Origin of the sequence: Sanguibacteroides justesenii (assembly GCF_003204205.1) — a bacterium.
Taxonomy (GTDB): Bacteria; Bacteroidota; Bacteroidia; order Bacteroidales; family Marinifilaceae; genus Gabonibacter; species Gabonibacter massiliensis.
The window spans coordinates 91,320-113,205 of the sequence record NZ_QJPL01000009.1 but is presented as its reverse complement, the minus strand read 5'-3'; the positions used below and the strand labels follow the sequence as shown (position 1 = coordinate 113,205).

Annotated in this window: 12 protein-coding genes; 11 read left to right on the top strand and 1 reads right to left on the bottom strand. The window is 44.1% G+C overall.

Going from position 1 to position 21,886, the window contains the following annotated elements; genetic code table 11:
• The first annotated feature begins 325 nt into the window (after positions 1 to 325).
• The 10 genes from DMB45_RS13270 to DMB45_RS13225 all read left to right on the top strand — a co-directional run bounded on the left by DMB45_RS13270 (position 326) and on the right by DMB45_RS13225 (position 16,857).
• Complete coding sequence (locus tag DMB45_RS13270; RefSeq protein WP_041501886.1) at positions 326 to 712, top strand: fibronectin type III domain-containing protein; 387 nt, start codon at positions 326 to 328, stop codon at positions 710 to 712.
• Positions 713 to 722: 10 nt separating this feature from the next.
• Positions 723 to 1,913: a hypothetical protein gene (locus DMB45_RS13265; protein ID WP_041504643.1), complete on the top strand. Its 1,191-nt coding sequence runs from the start codon at positions 723 to 725 to the stop codon at positions 1,911 to 1,913.
• A gap of 27 nt (positions 1,914 to 1,940) precedes the next feature.
• A complete protein-coding gene (locus DMB45_RS13260) occupies positions 1,941 to 5,144 on the top strand; it encodes a golvesin C-terminal-like domain-containing protein (RefSeq protein WP_041504642.1) in 3,204 nt (1,067 codons plus the stop codon).
• 34 nt (positions 5,145 to 5,178) lie between these two features.
• The gene (locus DMB45_RS13255) at positions 5,179 to 5,556 is read left to right on the top strand and encodes a hypothetical protein (RefSeq protein WP_146216451.1); all 378 of its coding nucleotides are present in this window, start codon (positions 5,179 to 5,181) and stop codon (positions 5,554 to 5,556) included.
• 47 nt (positions 5,557 to 5,603) lie between these two features.
• A complete protein-coding gene (locus DMB45_RS13250) occupies positions 5,604 to 6,770 on the top strand; it encodes a hypothetical protein (protein ID WP_236684919.1) in 1,167 nt (388 codons plus the stop codon).
• 227 nt (positions 6,771 to 6,997) lie between these two features.
• Positions 6,998 to 8,500: a histidine kinase gene (locus DMB45_RS13245; RefSeq protein ID WP_052634275.1), complete on the top strand. Its 1,503-nt coding sequence runs from the start codon at positions 6,998 to 7,000 to the stop codon at positions 8,498 to 8,500.
• 154 nt (positions 8,501 to 8,654) lie between these two features.
• A complete protein-coding gene (locus tag DMB45_RS13240; RefSeq protein ID WP_110688848.1) occupies positions 8,655 to 11,225 on the top strand; it encodes a zinc-dependent metalloprotease in 2,571 nt (856 codons plus the stop codon).
• Positions 11,226 to 11,287: 62 nt separating this feature from the next.
• Entirely contained in the window at positions 11,288 to 14,614 is a 3,327-nt protein-coding gene (locus DMB45_RS13235; protein WP_041504640.1) for a SusC/RagA family TonB-linked outer membrane protein, read from the top strand.
• Between the two features lie 13 nt (positions 14,615 to 14,627).
• Positions 14,628 to 15,986, top strand: a complete 1,359-nt coding sequence (locus tag DMB45_RS13230; RefSeq protein WP_237143313.1) for a RagB/SusD family nutrient uptake outer membrane protein — start codon at positions 14,628 to 14,630, stop codon at positions 15,984 to 15,986.
• Between the two features lie 136 nt (positions 15,987 to 16,122).
• The gene (locus tag DMB45_RS13225; protein WP_041501893.1) at positions 16,123 to 16,857 is read left to right on the top strand and encodes a LytR/AlgR family response regulator transcription factor; all 735 of its coding nucleotides are present in this window, start codon (positions 16,123 to 16,125) and stop codon (positions 16,855 to 16,857) included.
• 63 nt (positions 16,858 to 16,920) lie between these two features.
• Here DMB45_RS13225 and DMB45_RS13220 read toward each other — a convergent pair whose 3' ends face one another.
• Complete coding sequence (locus DMB45_RS13220) at positions 16,921 to 17,931, bottom strand: YeiH family protein (protein ID WP_059025305.1); 1,011 nt, start codon at positions 17,929 to 17,931, stop codon at positions 16,921 to 16,923.
• A gap of 540 nt (positions 17,932 to 18,471) precedes the next feature.
• On the opposite strand from DMB45_RS13220, the gene DMB45_RS13215 reads away from it, so the two are divergent.
• Positions 18,472 to 21,870, top strand: a complete 3,399-nt coding sequence (locus DMB45_RS13215) for a SusC/RagA family TonB-linked outer membrane protein (protein ID WP_110688844.1) — start codon at positions 18,472 to 18,474, stop codon at positions 21,868 to 21,870.
• The last annotated feature ends 16 nt before the right edge of the window (positions 21,871 to 21,886 follow it).

Genomic DNA, 21,886 nt, shown 5'->3' with positions numbered 1-21,886 from the left:
ACTGCCGCGAGGTGGGAGAGTAGGTCGATGCCGAATTTAGGGAGAAGCCACGAGAGATCGTGGCTTTTTTTATTGTAGATTAAAATGATTAAGTGATTAAATGATTTGGTGATCGAGTGATTCAGTGATTCAAATCTCCTAATCATTATATCTCCCAATCCCTAAATCCTTTAATCTACCATCATCAATATTTCTAATATCAGATTTTTTCAATCTATACTTGTTATTATTTGGAATAAAATTCAATGGAATTTATTTGCGAATAACATATTTTTTTTAACTTTACAAGTGATATGTTTATTATAAACTTATACACTTTACGATTATGAAATCAAAAAAGTTAAAATTAATCTTGACCGTATGTATCGGTCTAACCCTTACGATCGTTGCTGCTGCCGCCGTGTATGTACTTTCTCCTCCTTCGCCTCCTCGAGCGCTTCGGATTGATGATATAACGCCAACCAGCTGTAAACTAAGTTTCTCACCGCCTGCAGATGATGGCGGATTACCTGTAACAGATTATATTATTGAAGTTAAGGATGCGCGTTTGGATTTATCTTGGGAAAGCTATGATTCAGTTACCACGACTGAATGTGCAATTAGGGATAGAGAGTCGGGTTCTCTTATGAAAATTCGAGTTAAAGCTAAAAATGCGGCTGGACTAAGCGATCCGTCAGATAAAATAGTGATACGATTTCCAAAAGTAAACTAAATTTATAATCATGAAGAAGAGGTACCGGTTTTTATGGCTTTTGTTCGGCATTTTTATTTTCGATAGTCACCTTGCCGTTTGTTCTTCTCCCCCTACGCGTTTGGATATGAAAAGGGATTTCACGGTGGTTGAAAAAGTGGAACTGAAGCCTTTCAAAACATACGACGGATTAAAAGCGTGGCATACCTGGATCATCGACGGCTCCCTGCTGTATGTCATAGACCATGATCCATGGAATGATTTGGGAACTTGTTATGATTTCGACACGGGAAAAAAATTATCCGTGCTTGCAAAACACGGGAAAGCTCCATACGAATTATCCGATAAGATATCCTACAAGACCATTCACGTGACAAAAGATTTTATCGTGTTTGTGCCTGCTAAAACGATTGCAAAGACAGTCTCTAATAAATATATTCCTGTTCGAGAAAACGCGATAAAGGTTTTCGCCAAAAAAGATATGATCAACAATGTTCCCGTGAAAGACAGGAAAGTGATCATTCCCGCGTTTCCGGACAGCGTTTGGGTAGAGCAGGCGACGATCCTCCCGAACGGGGCTATCGTGGCGATAATGCCTCCTCCTGCTCCGGACTTGCAAAAACTGGAAAAAGATGCCCGAACGGGTATGGAGAAGAAAACCCTGATGGTTCTCGGTCAGAAAGGGGTAACCTATCACGAAACACTCCCGGGTGACGGTTTCCCGGAATATAATCCTTCACTTGGTTCGAAGTTTACACCGTACGTCACGATGAAACGTTCTAACGCGAGAGGTCTTTTTAGAACGAGAGGCAACGATATGGCTGTTTTCGCCGTGGATGGTCAATTCATGTTATACACGTTCGATTTCAACAGCGGGAAGGTCAAAAACGTGAAAAGGTACACGGATATTTTACCTTTGAATGGTGGAAATGAGGTAGGTAACGACATGGGATTGCGTGTCGTGTGCCTGGAAGTGACCGATAACCATATTTTCTGCCTGGTAAGCGGTTATTTTAGCGAGGCGGATAAACAATCGAAGACCGACAGAAGTGCCGTATTCGTGTTTGACTGGAACCTGAAACCTATTAAGAAGTTTGAATTGCCAAAGCTAACCAAGGGGTACTACACGATTCCCATGGATGGAAGCGCGGTTTACTTCAAACAAGTCGACAAGGAAAACGACAAAAACACGCTGTTGTATAAAGCCGATTTGAAAATATAACGACATATAGTCAAAAATCATAAACTTTTGAAAACCGCATTAAAAACAATTGTCACTCACGAGAGCAAACTGGTGAGAAGAAACTGGTTATTCTACCTGTTTATTCTCGGGGTGTTCGGATTCATGGTCGGGTTCTTGATCCCCTGGAATGCCCGAAGCCTCCAGTGGTGGCAGGTGGTCCTCGCCTCGTCCCTCCCCGCGTACGGGTTTTATTTCTTGAACCTCTTTCAATCCATAGTGATCACTTTTTTAGTTTGTGACATCCAGCGCAAGCGGAAAAAAGCCGAAACGCGAGAAGTTCTTTTCACCAGACCCGTTGATAACGAGAAGGTATTCCTCGGGGAGGTATTAGGCATAATGATCCCGTTTCTCGCGGTCGATGTTATCTTCATGATTTCCTGCGGGATTATCCATGTCATCATTCCCGATTCACCCGTGAATCCCGGGGTGTACCTGTTTTACCTGCTGGTGCGCGTGATTCCCGCGCTCGTTTTTATCACCGGGTTAGCGTCGCTCGTGAACCGGTTGACCAAACACCCCCTTGTCAGCTGGATGATCCTGGTTGGGGCGCTCTACTTCTCGTGTGCTTACCTGACAAAACCCCTGCACGGGATGCTGGATTTCCGGGGAAGTTCGCTCACGGACTCTTTTTCCACCCTCGTGGGGTTCATAGACCTCGACGAAACGTTGCTACACCGGGGTGCCTTCTTGCTACTGGGAATTTCCTTACTTTGCTTTGCCGCCCCTCTTGCTAAAAGATTACCCGGAAAACCCCGTCGAAAAATTTATTTTGCTGCGGCCGCTTCCCTCCTCCTCGTGCTTTCCGTGGGACTGGGGGGCATCTACTTGAACAAGTTCCAAAACCGGAAGGAGAACAGGAACGCGTACCGGGAAACTTTCGCCGGGTATAACAAGTACCCCACCGTCCGCGTACTCACCCATGACATCGCGTGTCAGCCCGGGGGAGACCGCCTCTCGGCAACAAGCCGGATGGAGATACAAAATCAACGGAAAGTGAAAATGGAGCGATTTTTACTCTTCCTGAACCCGGGTCTTCGGATCAACAAGGTGGAAGTCGACGGGCTCAACATCCCCTGGCACCGGGAACATCAAGTCGTGGTCATCGAACGCCCCCTGGAGCCCGGCGAGCGTGTCGAGGTGACGATGGAATACGCGGGAGGCATCGACGAGGAGGTATACCAGGTGAACCTCCCCGACGAGGAGTTCTTCTCTCCCGTTAGTTACACCATGCACATCGAGAATTTGGGGAGGCGGTTGGCTTTCGTGTCGGGAGATTTCACGTTGCTGGTACCGGAAGTGATGTGGTACCCCATGGCCGTGCCCCCCGTGGGGTTGATGGCCTCCAGGGAGATGAATTTCACGCGTTACAGGCTACGGGTGAAGGATGCGGGGAACAAGGTCGTTTTATCCCAGGGAAAAACCTCCCGGGAGGGGGAGTATGTCACGTTCGAGAACCTGCAAAACCTGACCGGGATAAGCTTGTGTATCGGTAAATTCGAGAAAAGAACGGTCACCGTGGATTCCCTGACAGTGGAGCTTTACACCTACCCGGGAAACGACTTCTACATGAAAACCGTTGACGCGTATAAACCCCTGCGAAAAGGGGCGCCGGGACGGGAGCAAAGGATAGAGAGCATATTCCGTTCCTGTAAAGATATCATCGAGAAAAGCCAGGATTACCCCTATCCCTACAAGTATTTGAAATTAATCGAGGCACCCGCCTCTTTCCTGCATTACAACGGGCATTCTCTGTATCGTGATAACGCCCAGCCGGAAATCGTTTTCTTTAATGAACGATGGCCTCAAGAGGTAGAAAAACCCGGTGGCGATTGGGAAGAGTTGTTGTTAGACAAGTTACCCTACGCCTTGAAACACACGGGTATCGACAAGGTTTTCTCGGGACACACCCGTAGCGTGACATCCGACAAGTTCCGGGGGATGGATCTCCTGTACCGGCAAATGATGAACCCGCTATCGCTGAGGCTTACGGTAAAACCATCCATGCTCAAGTATATCGAGAAAAACGGCCTGGAAGGATGTATCACGGGAGAGTACAGCCAGGAACAGGAGGTTGCTATTTCTTTAAAGGTTTCCCACTTGTTGAGTTACTTGACGACGATAACCTCTTGGGACTCCTTGAGCCGGTTCATGGAAGAGTTTAACACGCGTACCTGCTTCCAGGAAGTGAATTTCGATTCGTTTATCGACGAGTTCGAACAACGTTTCGGGGAAAATATCCGGGATTATTTGGACGAGTGGTACACGAGTCGTGAGATTCCCCGGTTGCACGTTAAGGATCAATACAATAAAGTCACGGATCGATTAAAAATTATGGATTTCAAGGTGGGTAATATCAGCGAGACGGGTGGTATCGTCTCCGTCATCTCGTACGCGACTGATGACCTTGGAAGAAACCGGATATATCGTTGGCGGAGTTACCCGGTCAACCCCGGGGAATACAAGCGAATCGTCGTTCATGAAGATCGAAGGTATGAATTAATGCTCACGACAAATTTCTCGGGGAACCTGCCGGGAACTTTTTCATTTCAAAACGGGCAAACGATTAAATCCGGCACGATACCCGAAGAGGGGGTTACCCCGCTGAAGCGGGACGAATTCTATCCCCCGGGAGAGATTATCGTGGATAATGAAGATGAAAATTTCCATCTGATCGACTCCCCGGAGAAGCGGATGCAATTGGCGGATCTTATGAACCGAAAGAGAGGCGAGGGAGAATATAATTTGAGCTCTTGGAATACTAAAATAAACACGTGGGGTTCTCCTACTATTCCCATGTTGGTAAATAACTGTTACGGGAAATGTATACGTAGTCTCTATATCAAAAAAGCGGGTACCGGGAAGTTCAAGGCCGAATGGGTAGCGAACCTCCCGGAAGCGGGCAGGTACCAGATCTTTATTCATCGACCTCATTTGCTGAGCCATACCCGCGAGAACGAGACATTTCTTGCCGACTACCCGGGGATGAGAAATTACTACACGGTACACACTCCCGAGGGAGAAAAGGAGGTTGTCCTGGAGGTTGAAGAGGGAGATCCCGCCTGGGTATCGCTCGGTGTATTCAGCTTGCCGGCCGGGGTCTCCCGCGTGGTATTGGACGACCGGGGAGCTCCTCCCATCACGGCCAAGAACGGAGCAACGTATGTTCAGCTGGTGGTGGCTGACGCTGTCAAATGGGTGAAGCAAGAGTGATGATAAAGAAAATGAATAGATAAAAAATAACGTTATGAAGAGAAACAACATGAAATCATGGTTACTTACTTGCTTAGGCATGGTTTTCACGATCGTGACAATAGCCGGGGTAAGTGGAGTGCTTAGAGCTCCCCGGGGATCCGGTGTTCCGGAATATAGACGGACAGAAACGAGTATCAATATCACGTTCAAACCTCTCCAGGGAGACGGCGAGGAACCCGTCTCCCACCGGTATGTCGAATCCCGGGGCCCTTGGAATCTGGCATGGAAGTTCAGGGGGATGACCTCGACGTCCGAATACGAGGTGACAGCGATAAGGAAAGGAGCTTTGTCTGAATATCGCGGGACCGCCTCCAATGCGGCCGGTATGAGCAAAAGGTCAACAGTGTCTACCAGTTTTATAAAAATTTAATAGATTCATCAAGATTCAAGGTTCGTTGAATTTAACATCAAGTAATCATGAGAAAAAAGATAATACAATCACTTTTAGTTCCTTTAATCGGCCTCTTCATGTTCAGTTGCGACAACGCTGAAAAGTTCCCGCTGTCGAGCATAGACACGGATTTTGTTGTTGTCGGGAAGCTGGATTTTCAACGCTATAAAAATTTGACAGTCAAGCACGACAACTTTATGGATGACGTGATAACGACAAGCAATATTAACGTGATAGAAGACTCGGTGTTGTGGTTCGTCGAGCCCCTTGACCATGATGATTACGATGCTTGTATCTGTTATAACCTGAACACGGGGGAATCGTTGGCGTCGAGTGCGTCACCGGGGAGAGCACCCTACCAGATGGAAGGATTAACGGGGTTCAAGATTGCGGGGGATTCCGTCTACTTTTATGAAGGCCGGAACACGGTCAAGACCTTTAACAAGCAAGAGATTATTCGGGATGTTCCCATGGAGGAGAGGAAGTTCAGCGTAACGACTTTCCCGGATTCGGTTTGGGTATCCCGAATGACGAAATTGCCGAACGGCACGGTGATAGCTACCATTCGCCCGCCTTTTGAATTTGAAAAGAACAACGTGAACGGGATCAATAAAAACTCGGTGGTGGTTTGGGACCATCAAGCAATGAAGGGGTACCAGACCATCGACTACGCCAGTTTCGATGTCAAGAAAAGGAAGCGCACCGAGATCCCGGCGAACGACCTCATCAAGTGGACTTACGCGCAAGGCTTTATCGAGACACGAGGTAACGACTTGGCCGTGATCGCCTCCAGCGACCAGTTCATGTTATACACGTTCGACGTGACCACGGGTAAGGTGGTGAACGAGAAGAGATACACGCTGGTTCAATACGCTAATGAAGAGTTCTGTTTCTTATCAACCAACGACATGCGGCAGAGTATTTTAGCCATGGAAGCGAACGACTCGTACATCGTGTGCAAGGTGGGTGGTTATTTTAATGCAGAAGATAAAGAGTATGAAGTGTATAAAGAGGCCATTTTCGTGTTCGACTGGAACCTGAATCCGATCAAGCGTTTCGATTTGCCCGATTTAGGTCCCAAGGGGTACTTTTCGATATCGAATGATGCCCGCTCGGTGTATTTCAATGATTACGCGGCCGAAGAGGATGAGTTCTTTAAACTCACGCTGCATAAAGCGGATTTAGCGTTATGATTTATCATTCGGGCGGCCATTGTCTGGCCGCCCGACTTTTGAGAAACATCGTCTGTGCAACAAAGCGTCGTGGCATGATTTGTCCATCTTTTTAATCCTCCGATCATTATATCATTCAATCCCAAAAATTCCTTAATCTTTTAATCATTAACCAACATTTGTCATTTGTCATTTTTTTCTTTTATCTTTGATTTCAAATGAAGTTTAGGACCAACAATATTATTTTGATGGGCTTTGTTTTATTAGCCCTTTTCCTTGTGGCCATTTATTTGATCGGAGACAAGATAGGTTCCGTATGGAATCGGTTGAGTAATGATTTTGTTATGGATCAATGTCGTTATCGATCGCAAACTATTGCTTATGAATTTAAGAAGACGGAGCAATTGCAACGGGTAGTCCGGGAATTTTTTACTTCCAAAAAGTGGCAGGAGGAGGAGGAGTTGTTTTCTTCTTTGATGATTATACCTCAATTGGACACGAAACTGAGCCGGATATGGTATTTTGTGGATGGAGAGAATATATTGAATGTATTGGATAAAGATACGACCTCTTTTTATAAATATAAATTGTCGGAAAGGAAGCAGTCGGAATTTAGAGAGATGATAGATACGCTCCAGAATGATCGTTATAGCGGGACCTATAATGATGCTGGAAAAATTTATTGGACCACGGTAGATGTTATTAGGAATAAAAAATGGGGAGATGTGCTTTTAGGCTTTGATATCTCTTTACCGGATTTGCATACCTATTTTTCGGAGATAACGGCCATATTCCGGAGTTATGTTTTTATCGTCAATGAAAAGGGTACTATTCTCTCTCATCCGGATGAACGTTTATTGGGGCAAAAGCTGATGGAGAAAGAAGAGTTGGATTCGATAAAGCAGGTATTGAAAGAAAAGAAGGAGTTGCGTATTTTGGCGAACTCTGCTTATTTGAAGGTTCCTGTAGTAAGGGTCTATTTTCCGTTGGAAGTAGGAAATGAACGCTGGATCATAGGAGTGAATGTTCCTCAATTTGTTTATAGCGAACAAACCGAAGAATTCCATCGTTATGCTATTATTATCGCGTTGATTACTATTTTGATATTTACGGTGTTACTCTTCCTCGCGCAACATAAATGGCGAAAGGAGTATCGATTGAGGCGTAAGGTGGAGCGGGAGTCTGTCGAGTTGAACTTGCAACAGTTGAAAAATCAGATCAATCCTCATTTTCTTTTTAATTCTTTAAATTCGTTGAGTGCTTTGATTGGAACCGATACGGTATTGGCCAAAGAATTTGTTTTGAAGTTATCAAAAGTATACCGTTATCTTTTGGAAAAAAGAAATGTCAGTTTGGCCACCGTCAGAGACGAATTGGAATTTACCCGTCAATACTACTTTTTACAGAAAATACGGTTTGGCGAGTCTTTGGAGTTGATATTCGATATCGATTCCGATGTATTCGACCTGAAGATCCCGACCATGAGTCTGCAAACGTTGGTCGAGAATGCGATAAAACATAACCAGGTAACCGTACAAAAACCTCTCTGGATAAAAATATACGTGTTCGACGATTGTGTCGTCGTTGAAAATAATTACCAGCCTCGTACCGAATCTACGGTTGAATCGATAGGTGTAGGCTTGGAACGTATTCGAAAAATGTATGAATTTTACGGGCGTTCCGGCTTTGAATTCAGTAGTACAGGTGCTTATTTTATATGCAAATTGCCATTGTTAAGCGTTGATTCATAAGGAGAAACAATGAATTTTCGTTTCGTGGTATTTTTTCTGTTATTCACTCCTTCGTTTTAGGCATTCACTCCTTTTTTATTTCGTTTTTTTCAATAATAGGGTATTATTGTAAAAGATGAATAGGCTCATGATAACTATTATAAAGACAAAAACTATGATTACAACGAAAACCTTTATTGTATGTATGACGGTATTGACGTCGTTTTTCTTTCTTCCTGCCGAAGGAGCGGTTAGAAACAGGCATAAGAAAAAGGAGGTTAAAACGGATACTGCGGTTACCAAAAACAAATACGATGAATTATTGAATAAAGCCAAGACGGCGGAAGGTATGATAAAAATTCATACAGTCGGTAATGACTATTATTTTGAGATAGCCGATTCTTTATTGGGACGGGATATTCTGATTGTAAACAAAGTATCCGGAGTTCCTGGAGCTTTGAATGACGCCGGACTGAATAAGGGAATGGAGTACGATGACAAGATTGTTCGTTTTTATAAGGACGAGGCTTTAAATAAGGTTTGGGTAACGACCTACGACCCGAGGGTAAGCGTTCCGGAGGGGGATGCAATCAGTCAGTCGGTCAAAGATAATTACCGGGAGTCTGTGATCGAATACTTTCCGATCGAAGCTTATGGAAAAGATTCGACGACGGTCGTATTTAAAGTGAACAAGATTTTTGACGGTAGCGAGAAAAGTATAAATGATTTGTATAATAGTATCTCTTTGGGAACGTCTGTAAAAAGAGATCTATCGAAGATATTGAGCGTGAAAGTTTTTCCGAAAAATGTGGTGGTAAAGGCGTTAATGACGACGCAGGTGACAGATGGGGCCGTTTCGGTCCCATTAACCGTTGAAACGACAACAAATCTTGTGCTTTTGGATAAAGAGCCGATGAAGCCCCGTTTTGCGGATCCGAGAGTTGGTTTTTTCAGTACGGAACGTATTTATTTTAATGACAAACAACAAGCGGTGGAACGACGGGAGCTTGTACATCGTTGGAGATTGGAACCGAAACCGGAAGACGTTGAAAAATACAAACGGGGAGAGTTGGTTGAGCCGGTGAAACAAATTGTATTTTACATCGATCCGGCCACGCCGAAGCAATGGCGTGAAGAGATAATAGCCGGTGTTTATGACTGGCAGGCGGCTTTTGAAGCGGCCGGATTTAAAAACGCCGTTGTTGCCAAAGAAGTGCCTGCCGATGCGACGGATTTTGATATCGAGGATGTACGTTATTCTGTAATCACTTATGCCGCTTCGGAACAGGCAAATGCGATGGGACCTTCGGTTGTCGATCCTCGTTCCGGAGAGATTATTGAAGCGGATGTGGTATGGTGGCATAATGTAATGAGTCTGTTACATACCTGGATGAGAGTTCAGACAGCAGCAATCGATCCGAGCGTCCGCGGAAATAAATTGAGCGATGAACACATGGCAAGTGCTATTCGCTTTGTTTCTTCCCATGAGGTAGGACATACCTTCGGATTGAAACATAATATGGGAGCCTCCTCTTCTTTCCCGGTAGATTCGTTAAGATCGCCCGAATTTACGTCTAAGATGGGAGGTACGGCAAGTTCCATTATGGATTACGCTCGTTTTAATTATGTGGCGCAACCGGAGGATGGCGTAACGGAGATTACCCCGAAGATCGGCATGTATGATAAGTTTGCCATTCGGTGGGCTTATCGTTGGTTGGATGTTGCGACTCCTCAAGAGGAATTACCTGTTTTGAACGATTGGATACGGGAGCATGAGGGCGATCCGATGTATTGGTACGGAGAACAACAAGATCCCCGGGATCCGATCGATCCCCGTTCTCAGGATGAAGATTTGGGAGACGATATCGTGAAAGCCAACCGTTACGGAATAAAGAATCTGAAACGGATCGTTCCCCATATTCAGGAGTGGACGGAGGAAGAGGGACAAGGTTATTTCGAGGCAGGTAAATTGTTGATGGCCGTGATTAATCAATGGAAAATGTACGGGGATCATGTAACGGCAAATGTAGGGGGGATTTACATTAACAATCCCGTAAAAGGAAGTTCGGAAGACCGTTATATTCCCGTGCCCAAAGGCATCCAGAAAGAGAGCGTAAAATATCTTATCGAAGAGGTCTTTACGGTTCCCGAATGGTTGTTCGGAGCGGAAGTATGGAAAAAAAGCTACCCGATACAATCGGGAGTCGAATACTCTCCGTACACGGTTGTCAGGGAGTTGCAGTACGCTACTTTTTATAATTTGTTGAAAGACGATCGTTTGATGAGAATGTATGATGCGGAAGCGACTTTAGGTAGAGAGAAATGTTATACACCGGAAGAGTTGTTTGCCGATTTGCACAAAGCTGTTTTCAAAGGAACTTTAGCCGGACGTAGTTTGTCCGTTTATGAACGTATGGCTCAAAAAAATTATATCGATGCCATCATCGTGAGTTCAAACAAAGCAGTAGAGAAAACTACGAAAAAGGCTCTTCGCGGGGATGAAACAGGGTGTTGTTTTGCATCCCGGAGGCCCGCTTTCACGTTAGATCTGCAGGAAGATGTACGGATTCGGGTGTTGCATTTCTATTCCATGGGAAGAGTTTCCGAGGCCGTATCTGTGAAACGGGGAGAGTTGCTGAAGGTATTGAAATTGGCGGAGAACCGTCGTGCTACGGGTGATGTGGCGACACGACACCATTATGAGGACTTGATTATACGCGTAAAAGAGGCGTTGAATATGCGATAATAGAAAAGAATAACCAAGATGTGTACTTGCGTTCAGAAAACTACAATTTAAAACAAACGAAAATGAGAAAAATTTTATTGTTAATTGCTCTGTTCTGTCCGCTTATGATATTTGCCCAAAAGGACAAGGATATCAGAATAATTAAAGGCGAGGTGTTGGATTCGATCACCAAAGAACCTTTGATTGGAGCGACAGTATTTATTGACCCTGAAGCGGTCGAGGCGAAAAATTTCACCCCGCAGGGGACGGCTACGGATTTGGAAGGTCGTTTTGAGATGAAGTTACCGAAAGCGGTGAAATACGTGATGGTTAGTTATATAGGATACCTTACCCAGAAGGTGGATGTCAGCAAAGGAGAGGATTTTAAGATTCTTCTGAAGTTGGATCAGAAGCAGTTGGATGAAGTGGTCGTTTATTCGACCGGTTATCAACAGTTGGATAAGAGAAAGGTTACTTCTTCGATGGTAAAAGTGGATATGGACGATATTAAAAGAGTCGGGGTTGCCAGTGTCGATCAGTTGTTGGAGGGACAAGTTGCCGGAATGACGTCAATTCCTACGAATGGCGCTCCGGGTGCTCCTAATAAAATGCGTATCCGCAGTACGGTTTCCTTGACCGGAAGTACCGATCCATTATGGGTGATGGACGGAATGATTCTGGAGGGGAACGATATTCCGGCCAATTTTAGTGATAAAGATAATATTGACGAACTGTATAATACTTCCATCGCGGGAGTGAACCCGGCGGATATCCAGGATATCACGGTATTGAAAGATGCCGCGGCTACGGCTATTTATGGCGCTCGTGCCGCTAATGGAGTGATCGTTATTACCACTAAAAAAGGTGCTAAAGGTAAACCGAGGGTAAACTTTTCAGGAGGTGTTTTTTATACCTTGAAGCCGGATTTGGGTAAGTTGAGGTTGATGAATGCTTCCGAGAAAGTGGATTTTGAACTGGATATCGCTTCCCGGAGTGATTTGGATTATAGGAGCGAATACGGGGAAGTTTCCCGTATCTTGTCCCGGTACGGTCAATTGGATGCTCTTCGTCAGAATGGTTTCAGCGGTATATCCTCTGATGCTCAATCGGAGATAAATGCGTTACGTAATATCAATACGGACTGGGGAGATGTGATATACCGGAATGCCGTGAACCAACAATACAATTTAAGCGTATCCGGAGGTTCTGATTTAGCCAGATACTATTTTTCAGGAGGATATTATAACGAGGAAGGAACAACTCGCGGTACCGATTTCGAACGTTATAATTTAACGATGAAGACCGATTTCGATTTGTTTAAAAATTTCAATGTGGGAGTCTCTTTGTTCATTACAGACAGTAAAAGGAAAAGTTATTTGACCGATGCAGACGCTTTTATTAATCCTGCTTATTACTCTCGTACGGCCAATCCGTATCTGAGGGTAAGAGATGAAAATGGAGACTACGTGTATGATAAGGATATAGAGGGATATAGCGGACGGCACTTGGATTTTAATTTTGTCGAGGAGATGAACAATACCGATTATACCTTAAAAAACCGTTCCATAAAGCCGATGATCTCTATCGATTACAAGGTGGCTTCCTGGTTAAAACTGCAAACTCAATTCTCTATGCAGTTGGAACATACCGCTTCGGAAAAAATTGCCGATCAAAATACCTATTATGTTAGAAAATACAGGGAGAAGGCCAGAAATGGCGAGGGAGTCTCTTTCTTGCCGGATGGAGGTATTATCCAGAATGCGACGACGGATATGAACCAGTATCAGTGGAAAATTCAGGGAGAGTTCGATAAGGTTTTTGCCGATAAACATGCTGTCGATGTGATGATGGGATTGGAAATGCGGGGAAGTAAAACAACCGATATTCAAACGAAAGGCTTCGGTTACGATCCGAACTCTTTGACGACCAAACCGCTGGTATTTCCAGAGGGAAATACGATGATAAACGATGCCTCTTTCCGTCAATATAAGAAGACGTTCAATGAAGATCGATTCCTCTCTTATTATATGACGGCATCCTACACGTATGATTATCGTTATACATTCTTCGGCAGCTTGCGTTATGACGGATCCAATATGTTCGGTGTCGACCGGAAATATAAATATTTACCGTTGTGGTCTGTTTCTGCTGCCTGGAACATCAATCAGGAAAGTTTCTTAAGCAACGTGGAGTGGATATCCGATTTGAAATTAAGAGCCTCTTACGGAATTCAGGGGAACGTGGATAAAAATACTTCACCTGAGATTGTAGGAGAATGGGGTAACATAACGATTCTTCCCGGGAATAACGAGTCCAATATTACCGTGAGTTCTCCGCCTAATCAATATTTGCGTTGGGAAAAAACAAAGAACTGGAACGGAGGATTGGATGTAGCCGTCTTGAATAATCGGATCGCTCTCAGCGTGGATGTATACCATCGGGTGAGTGATGATTTGATCGGTATACGGGCTTTACCCGGAGAAAACGGTTTTAACTACTCGACGATGAACTGGGCGAAGCTGACCAACAAGGGATATGAGTTTTCATTGTCTACGGTTAACGTGAAGACCAAAGATTTCAGATGGGCGATGGATTTCAATATCGCTCATAACAAAAGTAAAATCAATAAAATCAACGTGAGGGAAAATTCGTACGAACCTTCAAGAGAGGGTTATTCCGTGGGAGCTGTATTCTCCTTGAAAACAGCCGGATTGGACGAGAACGGTTTACCCGTATTTTTGAATAAGCAAGGAGAAAAAGTTTCATTCTACGATTTTTATGGATTGGAGTACGGATATATGATGGGAGGTTTTATTCCTTTCCTGAAGAGTAATTTGACGGCGGAAGAATACCGGAATCTGTTTACCTATGAAGGAACAACGGAACCGAAATTTACCGGGGGATGGATCAACCGGTTCTATTATAAGAATTTTGACTTGACGGTATCCGCTTCCTTTATTTTGGACCAGACCGTTCAGGAAACCCCGTTCTACAATCCGACTTCGACCTCTCCGGGACAAAACTATTCCAAGAAAATGCTGGATGTGTGGTCTCCGAGTAATCCGAACGGGAAATACCCCCGGATTTTAGGAACAAACACGGAGGGAGCGGATAATTGGGCTTACCAATGGATCGGAGGAATGGACCAGGGTTCTTCTTTTAAAAATTATGATATCTGGTTTAAGCAGATGAGTTATATGAGAATCAACAGTATCCGCCTGGGATATACAATACCCGAGAATGCCATGAAAAGGATCGGTTTTGCTTCCGCACGGGTAAGCTTCGAGGCTCGTAATCCATTTGTTTTCGGCGGAAGTTATAAAGGGTATTTCGATCCGGAGACCTATGGAAGTATGTATGCTCAACCGTTGGCAAAAACCTTCTCTTGTGGCCTTGATTTAACATTTTAATTAGGAAGAATATATGATGAAATATATACAATATATCGTAGTTTCACTGGTTCTGTTTACATCATGTAATTATTTGGATGTGGAACCGGTAGGGAAAGTGATTCCTGATGAGATTTCCGAGTTTCGTGCATTATTGACCACGGCTTACGGTACTTATCCCCAATATAAACGTTTGTTGACGGTTCGTTCGGATGAAGTTTTTCCGGATGCGTACGGGTTATCCTACGAAGACCATATTGACCTGGCGACTTGGAATGACGAAAATCCGGATCCGATTACCCCGACTTATCCTTGGACGGATGCTTATAAGACGATATTTTATGCCAATAGTGTTATCGAAGGCGTGATGGATGCCAAAGAGGATGTGAAAACGGATACGAGAGAACAATTATTGGCAGAAGCCTATTGCCTGAGAGCTTACGTGCATTTCGACCTGTTGAATCTTTACGCGAAATGGTATACCCCGGAAACTGCAACTTCGGACAGAGGCATTCCGCTTTATTTGACGATAGATATCGGACAGGAATTCGTGCCTTCAAGCGTAGAGAATGTATACAAGCAGATCGTATCCGATATCGAGGAGGCCGGGAAATATATGCAGGTAGAGGAACAGCCTGCGGCTACTCGTTATCGTTTTTCCAAGAAATCCTTAAAGGCTTTTGAAGCAAGGGTACGTTTATATCGGGGCGAATGGGAGTTGGCACAAAAAGCTGCCGAAGATATTTTACCTCAATGTCCTTTGGAAGATATTGTAACAGGGACGGTAAAACCTTGGACAAGCGAGTCTAAGGAGGCTATCCTTTCTATGGAACAAGTTTCCAGTACGGTGATTCGGGAGGATATGTATGTTTTGGATAACGTTTTGAGTAAATACAATATGGATAAAGAGGGTGAGGTATATAAAGATGCGCGTATAGGACTCTATCTACGACCCGGTTATGTAGCCGCTTATGCCGGAAAAGGAGGGACACAGGGAGAAAAGGTAAGTTTTCGCAGTTCGGAAATCTATTTGATTGCCGCAGAGGCTGCAGCTCGCCAAGACGGTAAATTGTCGATAGCAAAAAGTTATTTGTTGACTTTGCTGAAAAATCGGTTGCAAAATAGTTATTACAATGAAAAGGCTACTGAAATTGAAGCTATGAATCAACAGCAATTGATCGACGAGATCATGAACGAGCGTGCCCGGGAATTGATATTCGAGGGACATCGTTGGTTCGATTTGCGGCGTACGACTCGCCCCGAGATCGTGAAAGTTTATTTTGATGCCAATTTTGATATGCATACGGCTACGTTGCAACAGGATGATCCTAAATATATTATTCCGTACCCGGAGGAGGCTATCCAGAATAATCCAAATTTGGGTGGAAGATAAGTAGTAATTAAAAACCAAGAGGGAAAAGCAGTGAACGAAAGTTCACTGCTTTTTTAATTTGCGATTGTCAATCGTTATTATTTTATCTATTTTTGTGAATAGGGAGGGTAAAGGCTCTGAATTAAAATCGATAGATATGAATGCTGTTATCATTGAAGATGAGTGTTTGGCTGCAACTGAATTGGAAACGCTTTTAAAAGAGGTTGCTCCGGACATTAAAATAGAGGTGAAATTAGATTCGGTGGCGGATAGTGTGAAATGGTTGAAAAAGAACCGGACGGATTTGATTTTTATGGATATTCATTTGGGTGATGGACAAAGTTTCGATATTTTCGAGCAGGTAGAGATCCATGTTCCGGTCATTTTTATTACGGCTTACGATGAATATGCCTTGAAAGCTTTTAAATATCAGGGAATTGATTATATCTTAAAACCGTTCGACAAAGAGGAACTGCAACGGGCCTTGTCGAAATTAGGCACACTTCGTTCCGATTCCGCCCCTTTCCCGACAGCCTCCTTGTCTGTTTTTCAGGAGCGTTTTCTGGTAACCGTCGGTGCCAAGATGAGATCTGTTGCGGTACAGGAGGTCGCTTATTTTATGGCAGACGGGAAGTACCTTATCCTTTTTACCCGGGATGGACAGAACTATATTCTGGATCAGACCATAAGCGGCATAGAAACCAAGTTGAATCCCCTTCATTTCTTCAAAATAAACCGGAAATTTATTATCAATTTTGCGGCAATTAAAGAGATGGTTCGCTATTCCAATAGCCGGATCAAAGTTATTTTGTCGCCGCTCCCTCCCGACGGTATAGAATCGATTGTCAGTACGGATCGAATACAAGAGTTTAAGCAATGGTTAAACAGATAAAAGAATTTAGTGATTAGGGGATTGACTGTTAATCACTAAATCCCCTAATCACTGAATCGTCCATTAAATAAGGTATGGACTTAAATATTTTACTAATAAATAACCGCCGCCTAAAAGCCAGACATAGAGGACTAATGCCAGAATAAACGGTTTTGCTCCTGCTTTTTTAAATTTTTCAATACTCGTTTCTGCCCCGAGAGCCGTCATGGCCATGGTTAATAAAAAGGTATCGAAGTCATTGATAAAACCGATGACCGGTTGAGGCAAGAGATTAAAAGAATTGAATCCGATCACGATCAGAAAACCGAAAGCGAACCAGGGCACTGTGATCTTTTGTCCTCCGGTTTGTTGTTTGTTTTTATTTTTTCTGGCCCGGGCTACCAAATAACTTACGATCAGTAAAACGGGAACAAGCATGATGACCCGGATCATTTTGACGATAATGGAAACTGCCGCGATCTCTTCTCCCATGGCATTTCCTGCTCCCACGACATGAGCTACTTCATGCAGCGTTGAACCGGTATATATTCCCATTTGTTCGGGATTTAAATCCACGATACCGCTTTTATAGAGCATGGGGTAGATGAACATGGAGATGGTTCCGAAGATAACGACAGTAGATATGGCCACGGCCGTTTTGTAAGGTTTGGCTTTTATGGTCGATTCGGCTCCCAGAATGGCGGCCGCTCCGCATATTCCGCTTCCGATAGAGGTCAGCAAAGCTATGCCTTTATCCATTTTGAGCAGTTTGCCGATAAGTACGCCTCCGTATATCGTAATCGTTACGACGACGGCATCAATCAAAATGGCCGGTAAGCCTACGGCTACAACGTTTTGAAACGTCAGCCTGAATCCGTATAGAATAATTCCTAAGCGCAAGATTTTTTTAGAACAAAATAAGATTCCCGGGACCCACGTCGCCGGTAATCTGTTTCGTAAACTATTGGCATATAGCATACCTAAAATAATACCCACGATAAGGGGGCTAAAAGACAGTTTTTTTACGAAGGGAAATTCACTAATGTAAAATGCTGCACAGGAGAATAAGGCGATCAATAAAACGCCGTGGAGCATATTGCCTCTTTTTTCACTTAATTTCATTGTATTGAACTTATTAATATTGTTGGTTTAATCTCTTTTTAAATCCGGTGCGAAGAAACTAAATTTTTTTACGAAACATAAGATATAAATTGTTATTCGGTATAACTTTTATTTATGGAGAAAGAGTAAAACAAGATCATATGGTAAAGGTTTCATCTGTTTGAGAGTATTGATTCTTCATTTCTGTTATGTGTAATATGTTTATTATTAGAGATATAATATATTTTTTATAAAAAAAAGAGTTTTTCATTCCCCATAAAAACGGTTTTTTGTGTTATATAAGTAGCGAACGATGAGTTATTCTTAAAAGGATCGTTTATTGATGCTACGCTTTTTTTGATATACAATTCCCCGATACTTTCCAAAAAAAATACCATTTACCTAATTACCAGCTAATTAATATATATTCACGCAAATTCTATACTTGTTGTTTTACTGTGTCAATAAACGATGGTTTATGGCCATTATTTGATGTTTTTTATAAACAAGTTGCATAACTAAAACAAACAATTTATGAAGAAAATTCTGACATTGTACCGGAGGAATCCCGGGAGATTAAAAAAAGGGGGAGTCATCTTCGGTTGGGCATTACTATTCGTTTTGTCGGGTGTATTGAATGTTCGCGGTGCGGAGAGTCTCAAACTCGATCGAGAGGTGAAATTGTCCATGAAAAATGTTTTTTTGAAAGATGTCATGTGGGCGATAGAACACCAGACGAAATTCATTTTCATGTATAACGAAGAGGATCTGGATAAGGTCGGTAAAGTGAATGTCGAGGTACGGGCTTCCGATATCGAGGAGATTCTAAACGTTTGCCTGAAGGGTACGGGATTGACTTACGTGATTCAGGACGCCGTGATCGTGTTGAAACCCGTGATAGAAGACAAAAAAACCAAGAAAATCAAAGTTGCTGGAAAGGTGACTGACGAGAAAAAAGTACCCTTGCCGGGAGTCACGGTATTGATAAAGGGAACGACTTTGGGAACGGCCACAGGTGTGGATGGAAAATACTCCTTGTCGTTACCGGACGTGAAGAATATCACGTTGGTATTTTCCTTTTTAAGCATGAAAACCCAGGAGATCAAGTACACGGGACAGGATACGATTAACGTGGTCATGAAAGAGGATTTACAGAAGTTGGAGGATGTGGTGGTAACCGGTTATTTGAAATTGAAAAAAGAGAGTTTTACCGGGAATGCGACGACCGTAACGAGGGATCAATTGCTGAAGACCAATAACAAGAACGTGATTGCGGCACTTCAGGCGTTCGATCCCTCTTTCCGGATCAAGGAGAATAAACTGTTCGGATCGGACCCGAATGCCCTACCCGAGTTCACGATCCGGGGTGAGGGAAGTCTCGGAATCGAGCGGGGATTGGATGTGGAAAAAAATCGTCGAACACAACGTACCGCGTTGAAGGATAACCCGAATCTGCCCATCTTTATCTTAGACGGGTTCGAGGTTGCCGTTCAGAAAATATACGATATGGACATGAACCGGATCGAGAGCATGACCATTTTGAAAGATGCGGCAGCCACGGCCATGTACGGTTCCCGGGCGGCCAACGGGGTCGTCGTGGTTACCACCGTACCTCCTGTACCCGGAGAGTTGCGGGTATCTTACAATTTTACCGGGGGAGCGGAGTTCCCGGATCTTTCGGATTACAATTTATGTAATGCCGAGGAGAAGTTAGTGGTGGAAAAATTATCCGGAAAATACATTCAGGAGGATGGCGACGCCGGGATGCAATTATTAAAAGATCTTCTTTACAACGATTTGGTAAACGAGGTACGTCGCGGGGTAAAGACCGATTGGTTGGCCCAACCCCTGCAAAACGTGTTCAATCACTCGCATAGTTTGAATGTTTCCGGGGGAGTGGAAAGTATCCGTTACGGTTTGGACCTGAATTACGGGACGCATAACGGGGCGATGATCGGTTCTTACCGGGACAATGCCGGGGCCGATTTGACGTTGGATTACCGGAATAAAGGGTGGTTGCAGATCATGAACTCCGTTTCATTTAACGTGACACGCTCACAGGACTCTCCTTACGGATCGTTCGATACTTATGCCAAATTACAACCCTATTACGCTCCTTATTCGAACGACGGGGAGTTGTTAGTCAGGCTAAAGAACGATGAGGTTAACCCGCTTTACAAGGCCAAGCGATTGGGAAGCTACACGGGTAGGTCGCGTTTGAACGATTTGACCAATAATTTCAGTATTAATCTTACGATTTTACAGGGATTCACGTTTAAAGGTCAACTTTCGTTGACAAAGACCGATTCGGAAACGGAATCTTTCCGGGATCCGAAGGACCCCTTTTTCAGCACGGCTCCGACCCGGGAACGGGGTGTTTTGTCTGTTTCCGACGATAAAAGTTTTAACTGGAATGTAAATGCCATGCTGTATTACAACCGTTCTATCGGGAAACACTTTATCAACGCGACGGCCGGTTTAAACGTACGGGAGACTCACGGGAAAAGTACCTCTATGCGGTACAAGGGATTTCAGTTGAGTAATTTGCACTCTCCGACCTATGCGGCCATGCAGGACGGTAAGGCAAGTGTCTCTTCCGATAAGAGTCGTTTGTTGGGAATTTTAGCTTCCGTCAACTATTCCTACAATAATATCTACCTGTTCGACGGCTCTTTCCGTTTGGACGGGTCGTCCAAGTTCGGTAAGGACAAGCGTTTTGCTCCCTTCTGGTCTGTCGGGGCGGGTATGAACGTGCATAATACCGAGTGGTTGAAAGATCATTGGCTGATCAGTACCTTGCGGGTGCGGGGAACTTACGGGGTTACCGGCAACGTGAATTTCCCTCCTTACGCGGCCATCTCGACCTATAAGACCTCGGACAAGTGGTATTATGCCACCCCTTCCAATACCCTGATCGCCTTGGGCAACCCGAAGTTAACCTGGGAGAAGACCTATACCGTGGATTTCGGAATGAACTTAGGGTTGTTTAACGAGCGGTATTATCTTGAATTCAGCTATTACCGGAAAGATACTAAAAATCAGTTGGAACAACTCTCGATACGTACCTCTTCCGGCTTCTCCGGTTTTTACACGAATGCCGGTTCTGTCCGGAACAAGGGATTCGAGATAAGAGTGAATGCTACGGTTTTACAAACCAGGGATTGGACGGTGGCTTTAACCGGAACTTTAGCTTCCAACACGAATAGAATCACGAAATTAGGACAGGAAGCCGAGCGATACAACAAAAATATCCAGGATTTTCATAATAGTAAAAATGAGATGGGAGGAGAGGGAGAATATAAAGAGTTGCTTTATATCCCTTTAACCCAGTATTACGTGGGAGCTTCCACCACGGCTATTTATGCGGTGCCTTCCTACGGTATCGATCCGTCGAACGGGCAGGAGTTGTTCCGGAAAAGAAACGGGAGGAGTACCTATGTCTGGAATGCGGCGGATGAGGTGGTCGTGGGAGATAAAAGCCCCGATGCGCAAGGATCTTTCGGGATCAACATCGGTTGGAAAGGTTTCTACGTGAATACCACTTTCCTTTACCAGTGGGGAGCACAGGATTATAACGAGACGTTGATCAAAAAAGTGGAAGAGGCGGATATCGACGGGGGAAACGTGGATCGACGGGTATTGACGGAGCGTTGGAAACGGCCGGGCGATATCGCTCCTTTCTTTGATTTGAAAGCGAAAAAGCAGACACAGCCGACTTCCCGTTTTGTTCAGGACAATGATTACGTTGCCTTTAGCGGTCTTTCCTGTGGTTACGATTTCAATCAGGAGCTGATTCGCAAATTCCGTTTGACCTCTTTGGGACTGCGCTTTAACGCGAACGATATTTGCCGGTGGTCGACGATACGGCAGGAACGGGGAACCAGTTATCCCTATGCCAAGAATTACAGTTTTACCTTGACGTTAGGTTTCTAATTTTAAAATGAAAGAA